The following is an 18,879-nucleotide window of genomic DNA, read 5'->3' on the forward strand; positions in this document are numbered from 1 at the left end:
TCCGCCGATGAAGCCGATCCGATACACCATCGTCCCGAAGAACCCCGCCGCGCATCTGTTCGAGGTAACGCTCACCGTCGAGGATCCCGCGCCGGACGGCCAGCGCTTCATGCTTCCGGTGTGGATTCCGGGCAGCTACATGATCCGCGAGTTCGCGCGCAACATCGTCACGCTGCGCGCGTTCAACGACGCCGGCCGCAAGGTGCGCGTGAGCAAGACCGACAAGCACAGCTGGCAGGCGGCGCCCGTGAAGGGCGCGCTCACGCTGCGCTACGAGGTGTACGCGTGGGACCTTTCGGTGCGCGCGGCGCACCTGGACGACACGGTGGGTTTCTTCAACGGCACGAGCGTGTTTCTCGCGGTGCCGGGCCACGAGGACGCGCAATGCGTCGTCGACATCCAGCGCCCCGATGGCCATGCGTATCGCCACTGGCGCGTCGCCACCGCGATGGCCGAAGCGCGCGGCACCAAGCGCTACGGCTTCGGCGAGTACGTAGCGTCGGGCTATGACGAACTGATCGACCATCCGGTGACGCTCGGCGATTTCACGCTGGCGAGCTTCAAGGCGCACGGCGTGCCGCACGACATCGTGATCGCGGGCCGCGTGATCGGACTCGACGCCGAACGTCTGGCCGGCGACCTGAAGAAGATCTGCGAGGCCCAGATCGCGCTCTTCGAACCGCGCACGAAGCGCGCGCCGATGGAGCGCTATGTGTTCATGACGCAAGCCGTGAGCGACGGCTACGGCGGCCTCGAGCATCGCGCTTCCACTGCGCTGATCTGCAACCGCACGGATCTGCCGGTGAAGGGCAAGGCCGAGATGAGCGAGGGCTATCGCACGTACCTGGGTCTGTGCAGCCACGAGTACTTCCACACCTGGAACGTCAAGCGCATCAAGCCGGCGGCGTTCGTGCCGTACGACCTCACGCGCGAGGATTACACCTCGCTGCTGTGGCTCTTCGAAGGCTTCACGTCGTATTACGACGACCTGATGCTCGTGCGCAGCGGCCTCATTGCCGCCGACGATTACTTTGGTCTCCTTGGCAAAACGGTGGGCGGGGTGCTGCGCGGCGCGGGACGCTTGAAGCAGAGCGTCGCAGAAAGCTCGTTCGACGCGTGGGTCAAATACTACCGCCAGGACGAGAACGCTTCGAACGCGATCGTCAGCTACTACACGAAGGGCTCGCTCGTGGCGCTCGCGTTCGACCTCGCGATCCGCGCCGAAACGGGCGGGCGAAAATCGCTCGACGACGTGATGCGTTTGCTGTGGCAGCGTTACGGACGCGACTTCTATCGCGGCAAGCCGGTGGGCGTGGGCGAGGATGAAGTCGAGGCGCTGATTGCCGAGGCGACCGGCGTGTGGCTGGGCGGTCTCTTTGCCGATGCCGTGCGCGGCACGCGCGACCTGCCGCTTGCGACGCTCCTCGAGCCGTTCGGCGTGGCGCTCGACGGCGAGCCGGAGCGCGGCGCGAAGCCGTCGCTGGGCGCACGCCTGCGCGGCGGCGCGGACGCGTCGCTCGCGGTGGTGTTCGAGGGCGGCGCGGCGCAGAAAGCCGGTCTTTCGGCCGGCGACGTGCTGGTCGCGCTCGACGGCCTGCGCGTGACGGGTTCGAACCTGGACGGCCTGCTCGGGCGCTATCAGCCCGGCGCGAAAGTGGAGATTCATGCGTTCCGGCGCGACGAACTGCGCGTGGCGCGCCTCACGCTCGACGCGCCGGACGTCGCGCGCTACAAGCTCGCCGTCACCGACAAGCGGCCCGCGTCGCGCGCGCTGCGCGAGCGCTGGCTGGCGGGCTGAGCGCTCGCGCCGGCCTCAAAGATCAGACAAAAGCGGCGCAGGAGAGCGCGCTGCTTTTTCCATGCCGGCGATTGTCCTATCGCTGCAACAATCCGTCATCGGTGGACCTCTTTTTCGCGGCGCGGCAAATAAACACAATGCCTTCACTCGCGCAACGCCGCGCACCCAAACCCGAAGGAGCCACCATGACCACGATCCTGCAAATCAATTCCGCCGCCCGCTCGCAAGGCGCCCAGTCGACGCTGCTCGTCAACGAATTGACGAGCAAACTGCAACAGTCGCATGCCGGCGCAAAGGTTGTCACCCGCAACCTGCAGGCGGAACCGCTGCCGCACCTCGACGACGCCGTTCTCGGCGCGTTCTTCACGCCGGCCGAGCAGCGTTCGCCGGAGCAGCAAGCCGTCGCCGCGCGCAGCGAAGCGCTGATCGCCGAACTGCAGGCCGCGGACATCATCGTGATCGGTGCGCCGATGTACAACTTCGGCATCTCGTCGCAGCTCAAGACCTACTTCGACTGGATTGCCCGTGCCGGCATCACTTTCCAGTACACGGCGAACGGTCCGGAAGGCCTCGTGAAGGGCAAGAAGGTGTTCGTGGTCTCGGCACGCGGCGGCAAGTATCACGGCACGCCGCACGACAGCCAGACGCCGTACCTGAAGTCGTTCCTCGGCTTCCTCGGCATGACCGACGTGAGCTTCATCTACGCCGAAGGCCTGAACATGGGGCCGGAAGCCGCTAGCGCCGCGCTCGCGGGCGCACGCGACGCCATCGCAGCGGCGTAAGTCTTGCGGCGGCCGGCGCCTCTGCCCGCCCGCCATATCGGCTAGCCGTAAAGAAGAACGCCACGAAAGCGATTTCGTGGCGTTTTTTGTTTGCGCGCCCCGCTCGCGGCTCAGGCGAGCACTTCGGCCTTCTCGGGCAGACGCCAGTCGATCGGCTTGCGGCCGCGCGCTTCGAGGTACGCGTTGGCCTGCGCGAAATGCCCGCAGCCCAGAAAGCCGCGATGCGCCGAAAGCGGCGACGGATGCGGCGCTTCCAGCACGCAATGCGGCTGCGCTTCGACCAGCGCGCGCTTTGCCTGCGCGTGGGCGCCCCACAGCATGAACACGAGATGCTCGTGGCGCGTGGCGAGTTCGTGAATCAGCGTGTCGGTGCAGCGTTCCCAACCGTGTTTGGCGTGGCTGGCGGCATGGGCCCGCTCGACGGTCAGCACGGTGTTGAGCAGCAGCACGCCCTGGCGTGCCCATGCGTCGAGGCAGCCGTGATCCGGCGCTTCGATGCCAAGGCTCGTCGCAATTTCCTTGAAGATATTGCGCAGTGACGGCGGCGGCCGCACGGCGGGCGGCACCGAAAACGCGAGGCCGTGCGCCTGCGGCGTCCCGCGATCTTCGCCGTGGTACGGGTCCTGGCCGAGGATCACCACCTTCACGTCGTCGGGCGAGGTGAGGCGCAGGGCGCGGAACACATCGGCGGGATAGACGGTCTTGCCCGCGGCGCGCTCTTCGTCGACGAAGCGGCAGAGCTGCGGGTAAGCATCGCCGGCGGTGAACGGCTCCAGCAGCTTGCGCCAGGCGGCGGGTAGGGCGTCGAACTGGTCTTCGAGGCGCTGGATGGGCGCCTGGGTGGCGTGAGGCATGATGGGTGCGGCCTGGCTAACGGACGGAGCGGAGAGCGGATCGTCGTCGAGCAGCGAGAAGATCGAGATCTGGCGCGGATCGATTTCGGGGGCGGCCGGCTCGTCGAGCGTGTCCTGCGCGGTGGCCGGCAGGTCGTCGTCGAAGAGCGAGGCCTGCACCGGTTCCGCCGCGCGCGTGCGTTTCGTGGAAGTCATGGGCGGGAAGTTTCGCAGCAATCGCGCGGCGTTTCAATGCGGCGCGCGCCCCGCCGTCCTGATGTTTCGCCCTCGCGTTCAGCTTTCGCGCAGCCGGTAGCCGCGCTGCGCCTTGCTGATGTTGTCGGGAGCGAGGCCCGGCAATTCTGCTGCGAGTTGCGCGGCGAGCGTGTGCAGCGCGGCTTCGTCGCCGTCCTTCAGCTCCAGTTCGATCTCGCAGATCGGTGTGCGGCGCGTTTCGCCGTTCACCTCCGCCGTGATTTCGCCCTGGTCGATGGCGGCTTCGATTTGTGCGCCTTCGACCGACAGCATCCATAACGTGCGTGTGAAGTCGGTGCGAAAGAGGGCGATCAGCGCGGGCGCGGCTTCGGAGAGCGCCGTCGCGACGCCTGCCTCGTTGCACTCGTGCAGAAGGCGGTCGGTTTCGAGCGCCTCGCCCGCCACCGGCATTTCCCATTCGTGCCGCGCATGCAGGCCGTTCTGGGCGACGCCGGCCGTCTTGAATGTCTGCAGCCAGCCGTCCGGCGTGTGCCGCAGCCGCAGCGCGCTCTTTGCGCGCGCCAGCGTGAGGGCCGGCGTGTCGAAATAGACGTTCTCCAGCCGCACGGCGCGTCCAGGCGTGCCCGCGCGCTTTTCGAACAGCCGCAGCGCCGCGTCCACCTGATCGCGCGGTAGCGCGAGCTTGATTTCCCGTTCGATGGCCATGGCTGTGCCCCGCTATCAGAAGAACATGCGCGCGAGTTCCGCGCCGGGATGCTCGGCGCGCATGAACGCTTCGCCCACGAGGAACGTGTGCACGGACAGCGCGCGCATCTTCTCGACGTCCGCGCGCGCGAGGATGCCCGACTCCGTCACGACGATGCGATCTTCCGGCACGTCGTCGAGCATGTCGATGGTGGTTTGCAGCGTCGTTTCGAAGGTGCGCAGATTGCGATTGTTGATGCCGATGAGCGGCGTGTTCAGCGTGAGCGCGTGCGTGAGCTCTTCGCGGTCGTGCACTTCCACGAGCACCGCGAGGCCGAGCGAGTGCGCGTAGGCTTCGAGGTCGCGCATCTGGCCCGGCTCGAGTGCGGCCGCGATCAGCAGGATCGCGTCGGCGCCCATCGCGCGAGCTTCGAGGATCTGGTACGGATCGACGATGAAGTCTTTGCGCAGCACCGGCAGCGTGCAGGCGGCTCGCGCGGCTTCGAGGTAGGCGGCGCTGCCCTGGAAGAACTGCACGTCGGTCAGCACCGAGAGGCAGGCCGCGCCGTGCTCCGCATACGAGCGCGCGATGTCGGCCGGGACGAAGTGCTCGCGCAGCACCCCCTTCGAGGGGCTTGCCTTCTTCACTTCGGCGATCACGGCCGCGAGGCCGTTCGCGTGCTTCGCGCGCAGCGCGCCGACGAAGTCGCGCAGATCGCGCGACGCCGCCGCGAGGCGCAGCTCTTCGAGCGGCGCGCTTGCTTCGGCGGCGCGGACTTCTTCGCGCTTGACCGCGATGATCTTTTCGAGAATGTCGCTCATGGTGGTCTGCAAAAACAGTGCTGGATCAGTGTTTGAACTGCTGGGTAAAGCGTACCAGTTCGTCGACCTTGGCGCGCGCGCGGCCGTTCGCGATGGTCTCGCGAGCCAGTGCGATGCCGTCGGCGATCGAGTTGGCGACGTTTGCCGAATAGAGCGCCGTGCCGGCGTTCAGCGCCACGATCTCGCGCGCGACGCCGGGCTCATTGGAGAGTGCGCCGAGCAGCATGGTTTTGGATTCTTCGGCGTTCTCGACCTTCAGCGTGCGGTTAGAAACCATCTGCATGCCGAAGTCTTCGGGATGAATTTCGTACTCGCGGATCTCGCCGTTCTTCAGTTCGCCGACCTGCGTGGCCGCGCCCAGCGACACCTCATCCATGCCATCCTTGCCGTACACGACGAGCACGTGCTTCGCGCCAAGGCGCTGCATCACGCGCACCTGGATGCCGACGAGGTCGGGGTGAAACACGCCCATCAGCTGGTTAGGCGCGCTGGCCGGATTCGTGAGCGGGCCGAGAATGTTGAAGATCGTCCGCACGCCCAGCTCGCGGCGCACGGCGGCGATGTTCTTCATGGCCGGATGATGATTCGGCGCGAACATGAAGCCCATGCCCGTTTCCGCGATCGACGCGGCCACCTGATCCGGCTGCAGATCGATGTTCACGCCCAGCGCCTCGAGCACGTCCGCGCTGCCCGACTTGCTCGACACGCCGCGATTGCCGTGCTTGGCGACCTTCGCGCCCGCCGCGGCGGCGACGAACATCGACGCGGTCGAGATGTTGAAGGTATGCGAGCCGTCGCCGCCCGTGCCGACGATATCGATGAAGTTCGAGTTGTCCTGCACCTCGACGTGATTCGCGAACTCGCGCATCACGGTCGCGGCGGCGGCGATCTCGCCGATGGTTTCCTTCTTCACGCGCAGGCCGGTGAGGATGGCCGCCGATTGCACGGGCGAAAGCTCGCCGCGCATGATCATGCGCATGAGATGCAGCATCTCGTCGTGGAAGATCTCGCGGTGCTCGATCGTGCGTTGCAGCGCTTCCTGCGGGGTGATCATGTTTTTTCTCCCTTATCGCGCGGTGGCCGGCTTCGTTTGCTTCAGGAAGTTCTCGAGGAGCGCGTGGCCGTGCTCGGAGAGAATCGACTCGGGGTGGAACTGCACGCCCTCGACGGCCAGCTCGCGATGGCGCACACCCATGATCTCGCCGTCCTCGGTCCACGCCGACACTTCAAGGCAGTCCGGCAGCGACTCGCGCTCGATGGCGAGCGAGTGATAGCGCGTTACGTTGAAGTGTTTGGGCAGATCGGCGAACACGCCTTTGCAGTCGGTTTCGATCTGGCTCACCTTGCCGTGCATGATGGTCTTCGCGCGCACGACGCGGCCGCCGAACGCCTCGCCGATCGCCTGATGGCCGAGGCATACGCCGAGAATGGGCGTCTTGCCGGCGAACTCGCGCAGCACGTCGAGCGTGATGCCCGCATGCTGCGGGTTGCTCGGGCCGGGCGAGAGGCAGATGCGCTCGGGGTTCAGCTTCGCGATCTGGTCGATGGTGATTTCGTCGTTGCGATACGTGTGGACGTCTTCGCCGAGCTCGCCGAAGTACTGGACGATGTTGTAGGTAAACGAATCGTAGTTGTCGATCATGAGCAACATGGTCTTTTCTCCCGCTCAGAAGTCGCTGTCGAGGCCGTCCTGCACCTGCTCGGCGGCGCGCAGCACGGCACGCGCCTTGTTTTCGGTCTCTTGCCATTCCGACTCGGGCACCGAATCCGCGACGATGCCGGCCGCGGCCTGCACATAAAGATTGCCGTTGTGGATGAGGCCGGTGCGGATCGTGATGGCGAGATCCATCTCGCCGTTGAACGACAGGTAGCCGACCGCGCCGCCGTAGAGGCCGCGCTTCACGGGCTCCAGTTCGTCGATCAACTCCATTGCGCGCACCTTCGGCGCGCCGGAAAGCGTGCCGGCGGGGAACGTCGCGCGCAGCACGTCGTAGTTGTTCATGCCGCGCTTGAGCTTGCCCTCGACCGAACTCACGATGTGCTGAACGTGCGAATACTTTTCGATGACCATCTTGTCGGTCACGGCCACCGAGCCGATTTCGGCGATGCGGCCCACGTCGTTGCGCGCGAGGTCGATCAGCATGACGTGCTCGGCGATTTCCTTCGGATCGTTGAGCAGTTCGGTGGCGAGCTCGGCATCGCGCTCGGGCGTGTTGCCGCGCGGCCGCGTGCCCGCGAGCGGGCGGATCGTCACGATGCGGTCCTCGCCGCGCTGCTCCTGGCGCACGAGAATCTCCGGCGAGGCGCCCACCACGTGGAATTCGCCGAAGTTGTAGTAGTACATGTACGGCGACGGGTTCAGCGAGCGCAGTGCGCGATAGAGCGAGAGCGGGTTGTCGCGATACGGCTTCGTGAGGCGCTGGCCCACCTGCACCTGCATCAGCTCGCCCGCGGCGATGTATTCCTTCGCTTTCCGAACGGCCGCGAGGTAATCGTCCTTCTTGAACTCGCGGAAGATCTCGGTGCGCACGCTCGCGGAGGTGACGGGCGGCTGCACCGTCGTGCGCAGTCGCTGCTTCAGCTCGCGCAGGCGCTGCTTCGCTTTCGTATAGGCCTCGGGCGTCTGCGGATCGGCGTAGACGATCAGGTAGAGCTTTCCCGCCAGATTGTCGATGACCGCCACTTCCTCCGTCACCAGCAACTGGATGTCGGGCAGGCCGAGGTCGTCGGGCGGGGCGGTGTCGGCGAGCTTCTTCTCGATGAAGCGCACCGCGTCATAACCGAAGTAACCCGCGAGGCCGCCGCAGAAGCGCGGCAGGCCGGGGCGCTGCGCCACCTTGAAGCGCGCCTGGAACTGCGCGATGAATTCGAGCGGATCGCCTTCGTGCGTTTCGATCACCTGGCCGTCGCGGACGATTTCGCTCACGCCGCCTTTCGGCCCGCTGCGGGCGCGGATCAGCGTGCGGGCCGGCAGGCCGATGAACGAGTAGCGGCCGAAGCGCTCGCCGCCCACCACGGACTCCAGCAGAAACGAGTTGGCGCCGCCGCGCTCGGGCTGCGCGAGCTTCAGGTACAGCGAGAGCGGCGTTTCGAGATCGGCGAGCGCTTCGGCGATCAGCGGGATGCGGTTGTAGCCCTCGTTGGCGAGGGACTGGAATTCGAGTTCGGTCATGTTCCGATCCTGTTCGTGCGGGCCGGTCGCGGCTCGAAAAGGGCGCGGGCGGTGAGCGCGATGACGGCTTGTTGGGTGCATGGTTGCGCCGGCGCTCGCTCGCGTTCCCGGCGCCCCCGGTGGAAGGGCGCCGATGTGCGGATGTTACCCGGCCGTTGGACACGGCGATCCGTTCTTGCGTCGTGCGTCACGCCGGGTAAGGCGAAACGACACGCAGGACAACGGATGACCTCGGCCAGTCAGCCGACAGGTGAGTTACCGCAACAGTTTGGAAACGAGACACGCGCGTATGCGCAGCGACATAAAAAACGGGGCTGAAGGCAAGTTTTCACTCAACGTGAGCAAACCTCAGCAAACCTCGGGAGAGGTTAGCGCGACCAGCGACGCCAGGGCCAAGCTCCCCGGTCGATGCTGCTCAGACTCCGTTTTTTATTCAGAAACATGAGGAAAAGAGACTTTCAGGTCAGGTGATTGTGCGCTGCGATCGCCTTGGCGGCGTCGAGCAGCGTGGCCACTATACCATCCGATTCGATGTTTTGAACAGGTTGGCCGTGATTGTAGCCGTAAGGCACCGTAAGCGTGGCCATGCCGGCCGCGCGGCCGGCGAGTGCGTCGTTCTCCGAATCGCCGATCGCGACGGCCGACTGCGGCGCCACGCCGAGCTGGGCGCAGGCGGTCAGCATCGGCAGCGGATCGGGCTTCTTTTGCGGCGTGCTGTCGCCGCCCAGCACGACCTCGAAGTACTGCGCGAGACCATACTGCTGCAGCAACTCCACGGCGAAGCGGTGCGGCTTGTTCGTCACGCAGGCGAGCTTCACGCCGGCCTCGCGCAGCGCGGCAAGGCCTTCTGCAACTTCCGGGTAGAGGCGCGTGTGCTGGCCGTTGATCTTCGCGTACTCGTCCTGGTAGAGCGCGAGGGCTTCTTCGAAGCGGGACTGGGCGTCGTCGGCGGCGAAGCGCGGCGCGAGCACGCTCTTGATCAGATGCTCCGAGCCCTTGCCGACATAGCCCATCACCTCTTCGCGCGTGGTTTCCTCGGCGTCGAACTGGGCGAGCATGCCGTTCAGGCCGGCCGCGAAGTCGTCGGCGGTGTCGACCATCGTGCCGTCCAGATCGATCAGCGCCGCCTCGATGCGCGGCGCGGCGAAGGCGATCGGCGCGCTCATTGCTGCTGGCCGACCGCTGCGAGCTGCGCGCGCATCTGGTCGACCACGGCCTTGTAGTCGGGCTTGCCGAAGATCGCCGAGCCTGCCACGAACGTATCCGCGCCGGCGGCCGCGATTTCGGCGATGTTGTCGACCTTCACGCCGCCGTCGATCTCCAGATGAATCTCGCGGCCCGTGCGTTCGCGGTAGGCGTCGAGCTTCGCGCGCGCCTCGCGCAGCTTGTTGAGTGCCTCCGGAATGAACGACTGGCCGCCGAAGCCCGGATTCACCGACATGATCAGGACGAGATCGAGCTTGTCCATGACGTGATCGATGTAGTTGAGCGGCGTGGCCGGATTGAAGACGAGGCCGGCCTTGCAGCCGTGGTCGCGGATCAGCGAGAGCGTGCGGTCGATGTGGTCCGAACCTTCCGGGTGGAAGCTGATCACGTTCGCGCCCGCCTTGGCGAAGTCGGGCACGATACGGTCCACCGGGCGCACCATCAGATGGACGTCGATGGGCACGTCGACGTGCGGACGGATCGCCTCGCACACGAGCGGGCCGATGGTCAGGTTCGGCACGTAATGGTTGTCCATCACGTCGAAGTGGATCCAGTCGGCGCCCGCCGCGACGACGTTGCGGACTTCTTCGCCAAGACGCGAGAAGTCGGCGGAGAGAATGCTGGGGGCGATGCGGAATTGCGTCATGGCGAAGTCGGGTGAAGATAGACGGAAAAACGCCATTTTACCGCCGCTGGCCGGGTGGCCTGCGGCGCCGGGCAGGGTCGGGCCGGCAGACGCCGGCGGCATGCCGGACCGGGGCCTTCCAGGGCGATGCTTCCATGCGTGCCGGGTTGCGGGCACCCGCTGCATCAAGCAGAATGCGAAACCATATGCCCGACAGGGGGAGACGCCTGCGCCGCCTTGGTGCGCGGGGTTTGCGGGGCTTCGCGGCGTTTGCCGTGCCCGCCTTATCGACCGGAACCAGGATGAGCCAGTACGAATTCAGCGTGACGTCGCAGGTGCGCTACCTGCCCGAAGAATCGGACCCGGAGCGTCGGCAGTACGCATTCGCCTACACGCTGACCATTCGTAATACCGGACAGGTGAGCGCACAACTGATCGCCCGCCACTGGGTCATCACCGACAGCGAGAGTCATGTGCAGGAAGTGAAGGGGCTGGGTGTGGTCGGTCACCAGCCGTTGCTCAAGCCGGGCGAGCAGTTCGAATACACGAGCTGGGCCGTGATCGCGACGCCCGTGGGCACCATGCGCGGAGAGTACTTCTGCGTGACGGAGGACGCCGAGCGCTTCGAGGCGCCCGTGCCGGAATTCGTTTTGCGCATGCCGCGCACACTGCATTGAACCGCGGCGCGCATTGGCAGTCTGCTACTCCTGACGCCGGTCGTGCGGGTCACGCTTCTTCCTGCCCGACGCGGTCCACACAACGATGAAAATCAACAGGAATAGCGCGAGCAACGCTTCCAGCCCAAACATGAGCATCGGGTATTCGTCGAACAGATCAGACATGGCGGCATCCATCGAGAACAAGCATTGTAGGCGCGATTCGGGGTACGTTTCCGGGCTGATGCCCGGATTCGGGAGTGGGCAAGGTTTGCGTGCCGGCCGCGTGGCGGGCTGGCTCTGTGCGGCTGCGTTTGCTGCGCTGCTTGCCGCGTGCGGCGGCCCGAGCTATGTGCGGACATCGCCGCCCACCGGGACGCCTTGGGTGCCCGGCCAGATTGCGGCGGCCCGCCTTACGCCGGTTTCCTGGCAGCAGGTCCCGGGCTGGCAGGACGATTCGCTGATCGGCGTGACGGCGGCGCTGCGCGCGAACTGCTCGCGCCTCGCGCGCGATCCGCGCTGGCAGCGCGCCTGCGCGGCCGCCGAGCAGCTCGATGACCTGGACGCGTCCGCTGCCCGCGCGTTCTTCGAAACCTATTTCACGCCCTACCAGTTCGCCAACAGCGACGGCACGCTAGACGGTCTCGTGACCGGCTACTACGAGCCGCTGCTGCACGGTTCGCGCACACGGCACGGGATCTATCAGACGGCGCTCTATCACTGGCCGTCGGGCTATCGCGCCGGCACCCCGCTGCCGCCGCGCGCGCAGCTCGAACGCTCGGGTGCGCTCGACGGCAACGAACTGGTATGGGTGGACGATCCGATCGAAGCGTTTTTTCTGCAGGTGCAGGGCTCGGGCCGCATCACGATGGAAGACGGCAGCGTGATGCGGGTGGGCTTTGGCGGGACCAACAATCAGCCGTACCGGTCGATCGGCAAATGGCTGCTTGATCGTGGCGAGTTGACGCCGGCGCAGGCGACGATGCAAGGCATCAAGGCCTGGGCGCGGGAGAATCCGTCTCGCGTGGATGCGCTGCTCGACACGAATCCGCGCTTCGTCTTTTTCCGCGAGATGCCGGGTTCGGAGGAGGCGCAGCAGGGCGGCGCCGACGGTCCGATCGGCGCACTCGGGGTACCGCTTACGCCGGAGCGCTCGATTGCGGTGGATCCGTCGTCGATTCCGCTCGGCACACCGGTCTTTCTTCAGACCACGCGGCCGCTCACGAATACGCCGCTCAACCGTCTCGTGTTCGCCCAGGACACCGGGACGGCGATCAAGGGCGGCGTGCGTGCCGATTACTTCTGGGGACTCGGCGACGACGCAGGCGATCTTGCCGGCAAGATGAAGCAGGGCGGCCGGATGTGGCTGCTGTTCCCGAATTCATAAGATTGGCGGGTGCTTCGATGCATGTGAAAAAGCCGGCGGTTGCCGGCTTTTTCGTTTGGTGCGCGCTTTGTCACGGTTTTGCCATGGGGAGAGCATCCGGGCGGTGGCGGGGCATTACTTCGGACGTTTGTCGATCACGCGCTTCGCTTTGCCCACCGACCGCTCGATGCCGTTCACCTCGAGCACGTTCACGCTGGCGGTCACGCCGATCAGCGCCTTGATTTCGTAGGCCAACGCGTCGCGCGCTTTTTCGAGCGCGGCGCCGTCGGGGGCGCTTTCCGGGCACGGCTCGACGTTCAGCGTCATCACGTCGAGCGGCCCTTCCTTCGTGAGCACGATCTGGTAGTGCGGCGCGAGCGCGTGCTGCTTGAGCAGCAGCTCCTCGATTTGCGTCGGGAACACATTTACGCCGCGGATGATGAGCATGTCGTCCGAACGCCCCGTGATCTTTTCCATGCGGCGCATGGTGCGTGCGGTACCGGGCAAGAGGCGCGTGAGATCGCGCGTGCGGTAGCGGATGATCGGCAGCGCCTCTTTCGTGAGCGACGTGAACACCAGTTCGCCGAACTCGCCGTCGGGGAGCACTTCGCCCGTTTCCGGATCGATGATCTCGGGATAGAAATGATCTTCCCAGATCGTGGGGCCGTCCTTGGTTTCGGCGCACTCCGAGGCGACGCCCGGCCCCATGACTTCGGAAAGCCCGTAGATGTCGACCGCGGTGATGCCCATGCGATGCTCGATGGCGGTGCGCATGTCGTTGGTCCACGGCTCGGCGCCGAAAATGCCGATGCGCAGCGAGCAGCTGGCCGGGTCGATGCCCTGGCGCTCCATTTCGTCGGCGATCGCGAGCATGTAGCTCGGCGTGACCATGATGATGTCAGGACGGAAATCCTGGATCAGCTGAACCTGCTTTTCGGTTTGACCGCCGCCGAACGGGATCACGGTGAGACCCGCGCGCTCGGCGCCGTAGTGCGCGCCGAGACCGCCCGTGAAGAGCCCGTAGCCGTAGCTCACGTGGACCTTGTCGCCGCGCCGCGCCCCGGAAGCGCGCACCGAACGCGCGACGAGATTCGCCCAGGTGTCGATATCGCGCGCCGTGTAGCCGACCACGGTCGGCTTGCCGGTGGTGCCGGACGAAGCGTGAATGCGCGAGATCTGCTCTTGCGGCACGGCGAACATCCCGAACGGATAGTTGTCGCGCAGGTCCTTCTTGGTCGTGAACGGAAAGCGCGCGAGGTCGGAGAGCGACTGCACCTGAGACGGGTGCACGCCCGCTTCGTCGAATTTGCGGCGGTAGACCGGCGAATTCTCGTAAGCGTGATTGAGCGACCATTTCAGCCGTTCGAGTTGAAGGGCCGCAAGTTCGTCGCGGCTTGCCGTTTCGATCGGCTCGAGCGGCAGCGTGGTAGTCATCCGTGTCTCCTAAACCTTGGGTGTGTTGCGTGAGGGCGTGAGGAATCGAGCGGGGAGGACGCCGTTCACTCCGCGACCGGAATGACGCTGCCTCGAATCTGCGCGGACTTGCCCCTGAAAAGGGCGACGGTTTCGCCCGCGCCGTTTGTCACGCGGATGTCGTAGATGCCGTTGCGTCCCGAGAGAACCTGTTCGACAGCTTCGGCCGTGAGCACATCGTCAGGCTGGACCGGGCGCAGGAACTCGATCGAGCAGCCGGCCGCGACGGTGTTCACGTTATACGAATTGCAGGCGAACGCGAAAGTCGAGTCGGCCAGCGTGAAGATCAGGCCGCCGTGGCAGATCTGGTGGCCGTTCAGAAACTCGGGCCGCACGGCCATGGAGAGGCGCGCGTAGCCTGCGCGCACTTCGAGCAGCGTCATGCCTAGCGCGCGGCTGCAAGCGTCGGCGTCGTACATGGCTTGCGCCGTGGCGCGCGCGAGTTCGTCGGGAGACATGGCGGCGGGCGTTGAAGTTTGCGTGGACATATCAGCGGCCCTCGAAGCGCGGCGCGCGTTTTTCGATGAACGCCTTCACGCCTTCTGCATAGTCGTATGAGGCGCCGAGTTCGCGTTGCAGATCGCGTTCGAGATCGAGCTGCTGGTCGAGCGTCTGGGAAGCCGACGCGCGCATGGCCTCGCGCGTTGCCACGATCGCCCGCGTGGGTTGCTTCGCGAGCTGCGCGGCGAATGCGGCGGCCGTGGCGGCGAGTTCCGCGTCGTCGGTCACCTGCCAGACGAGCCCCCAGCTTTCGGCTTTTTCGGCGGAGAGCTTGTCGCCGGTCATCGCGAGACCGAGGGCACGCGCCATGCCGACGCGCTTCGGCAAGAACCACGTTCCGCCGGAGTCGGGCACGAGGCCGATCTTCACGAAGGCCTGAATGAAACTGGCGGAGCGCGCCGCGAACACGATATCGCAGGCGAGCGCCAGGTTCGCGCCGGCGCCGGCCGCGGTGCCGTTGACAGCGGCAATCACGGGCATCGGTAGCGCCTGCAGGCGCTTGATCAGTGGATTGAAATATTCCGCGATCAGCGCGCCGAGGTCCGTCATGGCGCCAGGCGTGAAGTCGAGGTCCGCGAGGTCTTGACCTGCGCAGAAGCCGCGACCGGCGCCGGTCAGCACGAGTGCGCGCGCACCCGAACCGACGACTTCATCGAGCGCAGCCGCGAGTTCGCCGTGCATTGCGCGGGTGAAGCTGTTGAGCTTCTCGGGGCGGTTCAGCGTGATCGTAGCCACGCGGATGGAAGCGTCGGTCTCGACGCGGATCGCTTCGTAGGACATTGATTGTCTCCGATCAGATTCGTTCGATGGCGAGGGCAATACCCTGGCCGACGCCGATACACATCGTGCAGAGCGCGTAACGTCCTTGCGTGCGCTCGAGCTGATACAGCGCCGTCGTGACGAGCCGCGCGCCGGAGGCCCCGAGCGGATGACCGAGCGCGATCGCGCCGCCGTTGGGATTGACGCGCGCATAGTCGTCCTTCAGGCCGAGCTGGCGCAGCACAGCGAGCCCTTGTGACGCGAAAGCCTCGTTCAGTTCGATGACGTCGAATTGATCGAGCGTCATGCCGAGCTGCTTGAGCAGCTTCTGCGTAGCGGGCGCCGGACCGATGCCCATGATGCGCGGCGCCACGCCGGCCGTCGCCATGCCAAGCACGCGGGCGCGGCGGCGCAGGCCGTACTGGCTGGCGGCGGCTTCGTTGGCGATGAGCAGCGCGCAGGCGCCGTCGTTGACCCCCGAAGCGTTGCCTGCCGTCACGCTGCCGTCGGGCCGCACGACGCCCTTGAGCTTCGCGAGCGTTTCCAGCGACGTTTCGCGTGGATGTTCGTCGAGCGCCACGCGGATCGGATCGCCTTTCTTCTGTGCAATTTCCACCGCAACGATTTCATTTGCGAGCGTGCCGTCCTTCTGGGCGCGCGCGGCCTTCTGCTGGCTGCGCAGCGCGAAAGCGTCCTGGTCGGCGCGGCTGATGCCGAACTCGGCTGCGACGTTTTCGGCCGTCTCGGGCATCGAATCGATACCGTACTCGCGTTTCATCAACGGGTTGACGAAGCGCCAGCCGATGGTGGTGTCGTAGATGCTGGCGTCGCGCGCGAATGCCGACGCGGCCTTGCCCATCACGAAAGGTGCGCGCGTCATGCTTTCTACGCCGCCCGCAATCATGAGCCGCGCTTCGCCCGCCTTGATCGCGCGCGCGGCGCTGCCGACGGCGTCGAGGCCCGAGCCGCACAGGCGGTTGATCGTGGCGCCGGGCGCGTCCGTTGGCAGGCCCGCGAGCAGGGCGGACATGCGCGCGACGTTGCGGTTGTCTTCGCCGGCCTGGTTGGCGCAGCCATACAGGACGTCGTCGAGCGCGCGCCAGTCCACACCTGGATTGCGCTCCACGAGCGCACGGATCGGTACGGCGCCAAGGTCGTCCGCGCGGACGTCTTTCAGTGCGCCGCCGTAGCGGCCGAACGGGGTGCGAATCGCGTCGCAGATATAGGCTTCGGTCATCTCGGGGTTCCTGGAGGCAGAGCGCACAAATGCACCCTGCCTTTCATGCTAGAGGGACGGGGAATCGGGCGCCATTCGGCCAAACGGCATAGGCCGTTCAGCCGACTACGACCGGTGCCGCTTTCGGTTCAACATGGATCCGGCTCTGAACCACACGGAAGCGGTTCGCCACGAATGCGGCGTCGGCCAGCGCCGCGTTTGCAGCGGGGTTCGCGCCCGTGCCGTGGAAGTCCGAAAACGCTGCCGACTGATTGACGAACACGCCGCCTGTCAGGTTGATCGAAAGCGCCACGCCGCCAGTGATCGAGGCTTCATGAGCCGCTTCGACAACGGCGTCATCGGTGCTGTAGACGGAGAGCGTGAGCGCGCCGTGGTCGCGTGCGATCGATCCGGCCAGCTCGAGCGACTGCGCGGTCGAGTCGGTGGCGATCACGAAAGAGATCGGGCCGAACCATTCGCGCGTGAACGACGCGGCGTCGCGGGCGGCATCGAGCGAGAGCACGAGCGGTGTACGCACGCGTGCGCCCGGGAATTGCGGATGTTCGAGTGTCTTGCTGTCGGCCAGCAGCGTACCCAACTGGCGTGCCTCGTCGACGCGAGCCGTGACGCCTTCGTTCTGGATCGCGCCAAGTACTTCCACGGCGCGGGCCGAATCGGCCACGAATTTCTGGACAGCGCCGGCAATCGCCTGCGCGACGGCCTCGAAGCTCATGCGGCCTTCGGCCGTGCGGATACCGTCACGCGGGACGTAGATGTTCTGCGGCGCGGTGCACATCTGGCCCGAGTACAGCGAGAGCGAGAAGGCGATGTTGCGTGCTGCGGCCTTCAGATCGTCCACCGAATCGATCACGATCTGGTTGACGCCCGCTTTCTCGGTATAGACCTGAGCCTGATGGGCGTGCTGTTCGAGCCAGTCGCCGTTTTGCGTACTGCCGGTGAAATCGATGAGCTTGATCTCGGGGCGCAGCGCGAGCGACTGCACGAGCGCGCCATCGTTGGGATCGGTGGCGAGCAGCGTGACCACGTTCGGGTTGAAGCCGGCCTCGCGCAGGACGTCGCGCGCGATACGCACCGTGATCGCGAGCGGAAGGATCGCGCCCGGATGCGGCTTGACGATGACGGTATTGCCGGTCGCGAGATCGGCGAAGAGGCCGGGGTAGCCGTTCCACGTCGGGAACGTGCAGCAGCCGAGCACGAGGCCCGTGCCGCGCGGTATGACCGTGTAGCGCTTCTGCATGGCGAGCGGCGGGTTCTTGCCCTGCGGCTTTTCCCAATGTGCGTCGGCCGGGATGCGGCGCAACTGGTCCCAGGCGTAAGCGATGGCTTCGAGCGCGCGGTCCTGCGCGTGGGGGCCGCCTGCCTGGAAGGCCATCATGAATGCCTGGCCGGTGGTGTGCATGACGCTATAGGCAATCTCGAAGCTCGCACGGTTCAGGCGTTCGAGGATTTCGAGGCTGACGCCGACCCAGGCCTGCGGGCCGGCCGCGCGCCAGTTGCGCTGCGCCTCGCTTGCGGCAGCGATCAACTGGCCGGGTGTTGCCTTCGGATAGCGGGCGCCGATCGCGAAGCCGAACGGCGAAACCTCGCTGCCGACGGTCTCACCGGTGGTCGGCTGGTCGAGTTCGAACGTACGGTTCAGGTGCCCCTTGAACGCGGCTTCGCCGTCGGCGCTGGCGGTTTCCCCGTACACTTTTGGACTGGGCATTTCGGCAAACGGGCTCCAGTAGCCACGGGTCTCGATGGCGGCAACTGCCTTCTGCAGCACGCTTTCGTGCCGGGTGAACAAGGGATGTGTCATGGGCAACGTAGATTGAGAGGTTGGACTAGGCACGCGCCGATTAATTAACCGACCGGTTGGTTGGCAAATGTTAGCATTAGTCAAAGTTTGGCGTGAAAGTTTTTTTGGAGACTTTTCTTAGAGGTAAGGAGGATGTATGGGGTACGAGAACATTCTGGTCGAGACGCGCGGCAAAGTCGGCCTGATTACGCTTAACCGGCCGAAGGCGCTCAACGCGCTGAACGATGCCCTGATGGACGAACTCGGCGCGGCGCTGAAGGCGTTCGATGCGGACGAAGGCATTGGCGTGATCGTGATCACGGGCAGCGAGAAAGCGTTTGCGGCCGGCGCCGACATCGGCATGATGGCGAGCTACACCTTTATGGATGTCTATAAGGGCGACTACATCACCCGGAACTGGGAGACGATCCGCACGATCCGCAAGCCGATCATTGCCGCGGTCGCCGGCTTCGCGCTGGGTGGCGGTTGCGAGCTGGCGATGATGTGCGACATCATTTTTGCGGCAGACACGGCGAAGTTCGGCCAGCCGGAAATCAGGCTGGGCGTGATCCCCGGGGCGGGAGGGACGCAGCGCCTGCCGCGCGCGGTTTCGAAGGCGAAGGCAATGGACCTGTGTCTGACCGCCCGGATGATGGACGCCGCCGAGGCGGAGCGCGCCGGCCTTGTCTCACGCGTGATTCCGGCGGCCGATTTGCTGAACGAGGCGATTGCTGCGGCAACTACGATCTGCGAATACTCGTTGCCGGCGGTGATGATGGCCAAGGAGTCGGTGAACCGCGCCTACGAAACTACGTTGGCCGAAGGCGTGCACTTCGAGCGCCGCATGTTCCATTCGCTCTTTGCAACGGAAGATCAAAAAGAAGGGATGGCCGCGTTCATGGAGAAGCGCAAGCCTGCCTTCAAGAACAAGTGATGCTGGTGAGCCCGCCACTGTTGTTCCGTGGCGGGTAA

At 65.6% G+C, this 18,879-nt stretch carries 18 protein-coding genes; 5 read left to right on the plus strand and 13 right to left on the minus strand.

What is annotated here, in order from left to right:
- Positions 1-7: 7 nt before the first annotated feature.
- Positions 8-1,798: a M61 family metallopeptidase gene (locus BAC01S_RS29045; RefSeq protein WP_027797898.1), complete on the plus strand. Its 1,791-nt coding sequence runs from the start codon at positions 8-10 to the stop codon at positions 1,796-1,798.
- Positions 1,799-1,983: 185 nt separating this feature from the next.
- Entirely contained in the window at positions 1,984-2,580 is a 597-nt protein-coding gene (locus BAC01S_RS29050) for an FMN-dependent NADH-azoreductase (protein WP_027797899.1), read from the plus strand.
- 110 nt (positions 2,581-2,690) lie between these two features.
- Here BAC01S_RS29050 and BAC01S_RS29055 read toward each other — a convergent pair whose 3' ends face one another.
- The 8 genes from BAC01S_RS29055 to rpe all read right to left on the minus strand — a co-directional run bounded on the left by BAC01S_RS29055 (position 2,691) and on the right by rpe (position 10,159).
- The gene (locus BAC01S_RS29055) at positions 2,691-3,629 is read right to left on the minus strand and encodes a uracil-DNA glycosylase (protein ID WP_027797900.1); all 939 of its coding nucleotides are present in this window, start codon (positions 3,627-3,629) and stop codon (positions 2,691-2,693) included.
- Positions 3,630-3,707: 78 nt separating this feature from the next.
- Positions 3,708-4,334, minus strand: a complete 627-nt coding sequence (locus tag BAC01S_RS29060; protein WP_027797901.1) for a CYTH domain-containing protein — start codon at positions 4,332-4,334, stop codon at positions 3,708-3,710.
- Between the two features lie 15 nt (positions 4,335-4,349).
- Positions 4,350-5,135, minus strand: a complete 786-nt coding sequence (gene trpC, locus BAC01S_RS29065) for an indole-3-glycerol phosphate synthase TrpC (protein WP_027797902.1) — start codon at positions 5,133-5,135, stop codon at positions 4,350-4,352.
- Positions 5,136-5,160: 25 nt separating this feature from the next.
- The gene (gene trpD, locus BAC01S_RS29070) at positions 5,161-6,189 is read right to left on the minus strand and encodes an anthranilate phosphoribosyltransferase (RefSeq protein WP_027797903.1); all 1,029 of its coding nucleotides are present in this window, start codon (positions 6,187-6,189) and stop codon (positions 5,161-5,163) included.
- 12 nt (positions 6,190-6,201) lie between these two features.
- Positions 6,202-6,786: an aminodeoxychorismate/anthranilate synthase component II gene (locus BAC01S_RS29075; protein ID WP_027797904.1), complete on the minus strand. Its 585-nt coding sequence runs from the start codon at positions 6,784-6,786 to the stop codon at positions 6,202-6,204.
- Between the two features lie 15 nt (positions 6,787-6,801).
- Positions 6,802-8,307, minus strand: coding sequence for an anthranilate synthase component I (gene trpE / locus BAC01S_RS29080; protein WP_027797905.1), 1,506 nt, complete (start codon positions 8,305-8,307; stop codon positions 6,802-6,804).
- A 458-nt stretch (positions 8,308-8,765) separates the two neighbouring features.
- Positions 8,766-9,473 carry a phosphoglycolate phosphatase gene (locus BAC01S_RS29085; RefSeq protein ID WP_027797906.1) on the minus strand — a complete coding sequence of 236 codons (708 nt, stop codon included), beginning with the start codon at positions 9,471-9,473 and terminating at the stop codon, positions 8,766-8,768.
- Positions 9,470-10,159 (minus strand): ribulose-phosphate 3-epimerase, encoded by a 690-nt coding sequence (rpe, locus tag BAC01S_RS29090; protein WP_027797907.1) that lies wholly within the window; start codon positions 10,157-10,159, stop codon positions 9,470-9,472. The genes BAC01S_RS29085 and rpe overlap by 4 nt, the downstream gene beginning before the upstream one ends.
- A 281-nt stretch (positions 10,160-10,440) precedes the next feature.
- On the opposite strand from rpe, the gene apaG reads away from it, so the two are divergent.
- Positions 10,441-10,815: a Co2+/Mg2+ efflux protein ApaG gene (apaG, locus tag BAC01S_RS29095; RefSeq protein ID WP_027797908.1), complete on the plus strand. Its 375-nt coding sequence runs from the start codon at positions 10,441-10,443 to the stop codon at positions 10,813-10,815.
- 85 nt (positions 10,816-10,900) lie between these two features.
- Positions 10,901-12,181 carry a murein transglycosylase A gene (gene mltA, locus BAC01S_RS29105; protein WP_084168980.1) on the plus strand — a complete coding sequence of 427 codons (1,281 nt, stop codon included), beginning with the start codon at positions 10,901-10,903 and terminating at the stop codon, positions 12,179-12,181.
- Positions 12,182-12,295: 114 nt separating this feature from the next.
- On the opposite strand, the gene paaK is transcribed toward mltA, so the two are convergent.
- The 5 genes from paaK to paaN all read right to left on the minus strand — a co-directional run bounded on the left by paaK (position 12,296) and on the right by paaN (position 17,928).
- Entirely contained in the window at positions 12,296-13,594 is a 1,299-nt protein-coding gene (paaK, locus tag BAC01S_RS29110; RefSeq protein ID WP_027797911.1) for a phenylacetate--CoA ligase PaaK, read from the minus strand.
- A 65-nt stretch (positions 13,595-13,659) separates the two neighbouring features.
- Entirely contained in the window at positions 13,660-14,121 is a 462-nt protein-coding gene (paaI, locus tag BAC01S_RS29115; protein ID WP_027797912.1) for a hydroxyphenylacetyl-CoA thioesterase PaaI, read from the minus strand.
- Between the two features lies 1 nt (position 14,122).
- Positions 14,123-14,914, minus strand: coding sequence for a 2-(1,2-epoxy-1,2-dihydrophenyl)acetyl-CoA isomerase PaaG (paaG, locus tag BAC01S_RS29120; protein ID WP_027797913.1), 792 nt, complete (start codon positions 14,912-14,914; stop codon positions 14,123-14,125).
- 13 nt (positions 14,915-14,927) lie between these two features.
- On the minus strand, positions 14,928-16,130 hold the full coding sequence (gene pcaF / locus BAC01S_RS29125) for a 3-oxoadipyl-CoA thiolase (protein WP_027797914.1): 1,203 nt from the start codon (positions 16,128-16,130) through the stop codon (positions 14,928-14,930).
- A gap of 97 nt (positions 16,131-16,227) precedes the next feature.
- A complete protein-coding gene (paaN, locus tag BAC01S_RS29130; protein WP_027797915.1) occupies positions 16,228-17,928 on the minus strand; it encodes a phenylacetic acid degradation protein PaaN in 1,701 nt (566 codons plus the stop codon).
- Positions 17,929-18,064: 136 nt separating this feature from the next.
- On the opposite strand from paaN, the gene BAC01S_RS29135 reads away from it, so the two are divergent.
- Positions 18,065-18,841, plus strand: a complete 777-nt coding sequence (locus BAC01S_RS29135) for an enoyl-CoA hydratase (RefSeq protein WP_027797916.1) — start codon at positions 18,065-18,067, stop codon at positions 18,839-18,841.
- The last annotated feature ends 38 nt before the right edge of the window (positions 18,842-18,879 follow it).

It is taken from the genome of Paraburkholderia acidipaludis NBRC 101816 (assembly GCF_000684975.1).
GTDB lineage: Bacteria > Pseudomonadota > Gammaproteobacteria > Burkholderiales > Burkholderiaceae > Paraburkholderia > Paraburkholderia acidipaludis.

What these genes read in the sequence shown, in the direction of transcription:
- paaG (WP_027797913.1), bottom strand. Translation starts at nt 14,914, where the DNA reads ATGTCCTACGAAGCGATCCGCGTCGAGACCGACGCTTCCATCCGCGTG.
- BAC01S_RS29085 (WP_027797906.1), bottom strand. Translation starts at nt 9,473, where the DNA reads ATGAGCGCGCCGATCGCCTTCGCCGCGCCGCGCATCGAGGCGGCGCTG.
- paaN (WP_027797915.1), bottom strand. Translation starts at nt 17,928, where the DNA reads ATGACACATCCCTTGTTCACCCGGCACGAAAGCGTGCTGCAGAAGGCA.
- trpC (WP_027797902.1), bottom strand. Translation starts at nt 5,135, where the DNA reads ATGAGCGACATTCTCGAAAAGATCATCGCGGTCAAGCGCGAAGAAGTC.
- pcaF (WP_027797914.1), bottom strand. Translation starts at nt 16,130, where the DNA reads ATGACCGAAGCCTATATCTGCGACGCGATTCGCACCCCGTTCGGCCGC.
- apaG (WP_027797908.1), top strand. Translation starts at nt 10,441, where the DNA reads ATGAGCCAGTACGAATTCAGCGTGACGTCGCAGGTGCGCTACCTGCCC.
- trpD (WP_027797903.1), bottom strand. Translation starts at nt 6,189, where the DNA reads ATGATCACCCCGCAGGAAGCGCTGCAACGCACGATCGAGCACCGCGAG.
- rpe (WP_027797907.1), bottom strand. Translation starts at nt 10,159, where the DNA reads ATGACGCAATTCCGCATCGCCCCCAGCATTCTCTCCGCCGACTTCTCG.
- BAC01S_RS29075 (WP_027797904.1), bottom strand. Translation starts at nt 6,786, where the DNA reads ATGTTGCTCATGATCGACAACTACGATTCGTTTACCTACAACATCGTC.
- BAC01S_RS29055 (WP_027797900.1), bottom strand. Translation starts at nt 3,629, where the DNA reads ATGACTTCCACGAAACGCACGCGCGCGGCGGAACCGGTGCAGGCCTCG.
- BAC01S_RS29060 (WP_027797901.1), bottom strand. Translation starts at nt 4,334, where the DNA reads ATGGCCATCGAACGGGAAATCAAGCTCGCGCTACCGCGCGATCAGGTG.
- trpE (WP_027797905.1), bottom strand. Translation starts at nt 8,307, where the DNA reads ATGACCGAACTCGAATTCCAGTCCCTCGCCAACGAGGGCTACAACCGC.
- paaK (WP_027797911.1), bottom strand. Translation starts at nt 13,594, where the DNA reads ATGACTACCACGCTGCCGCTCGAGCCGATCGAAACGGCAAGCCGCGAC.
- BAC01S_RS29050 (WP_027797899.1), top strand. Translation starts at nt 1,984, where the DNA reads ATGACCACGATCCTGCAAATCAATTCCGCCGCCCGCTCGCAAGGCGCC.
- paaI (WP_027797912.1), bottom strand. Translation starts at nt 14,121, where the DNA reads ATGTCCACGCAAACTTCAACGCCCGCCGCCATGTCTCCCGACGAACTC.
- mltA (WP_084168980.1), top strand. Translation starts at nt 10,901, where the DNA reads ATGAAAATCAACAGGAATAGCGCGAGCAACGCTTCCAGCCCAAACATG.
- BAC01S_RS29135 (WP_027797916.1), top strand. Translation starts at nt 18,065, where the DNA reads ATGGGGTACGAGAACATTCTGGTCGAGACGCGCGGCAAAGTCGGCCTG.
- BAC01S_RS29045 (WP_027797898.1), top strand. Translation starts at nt 8, where the DNA reads ATGAAGCCGATCCGATACACCATCGTCCCGAAGAACCCCGCCGCGCAT.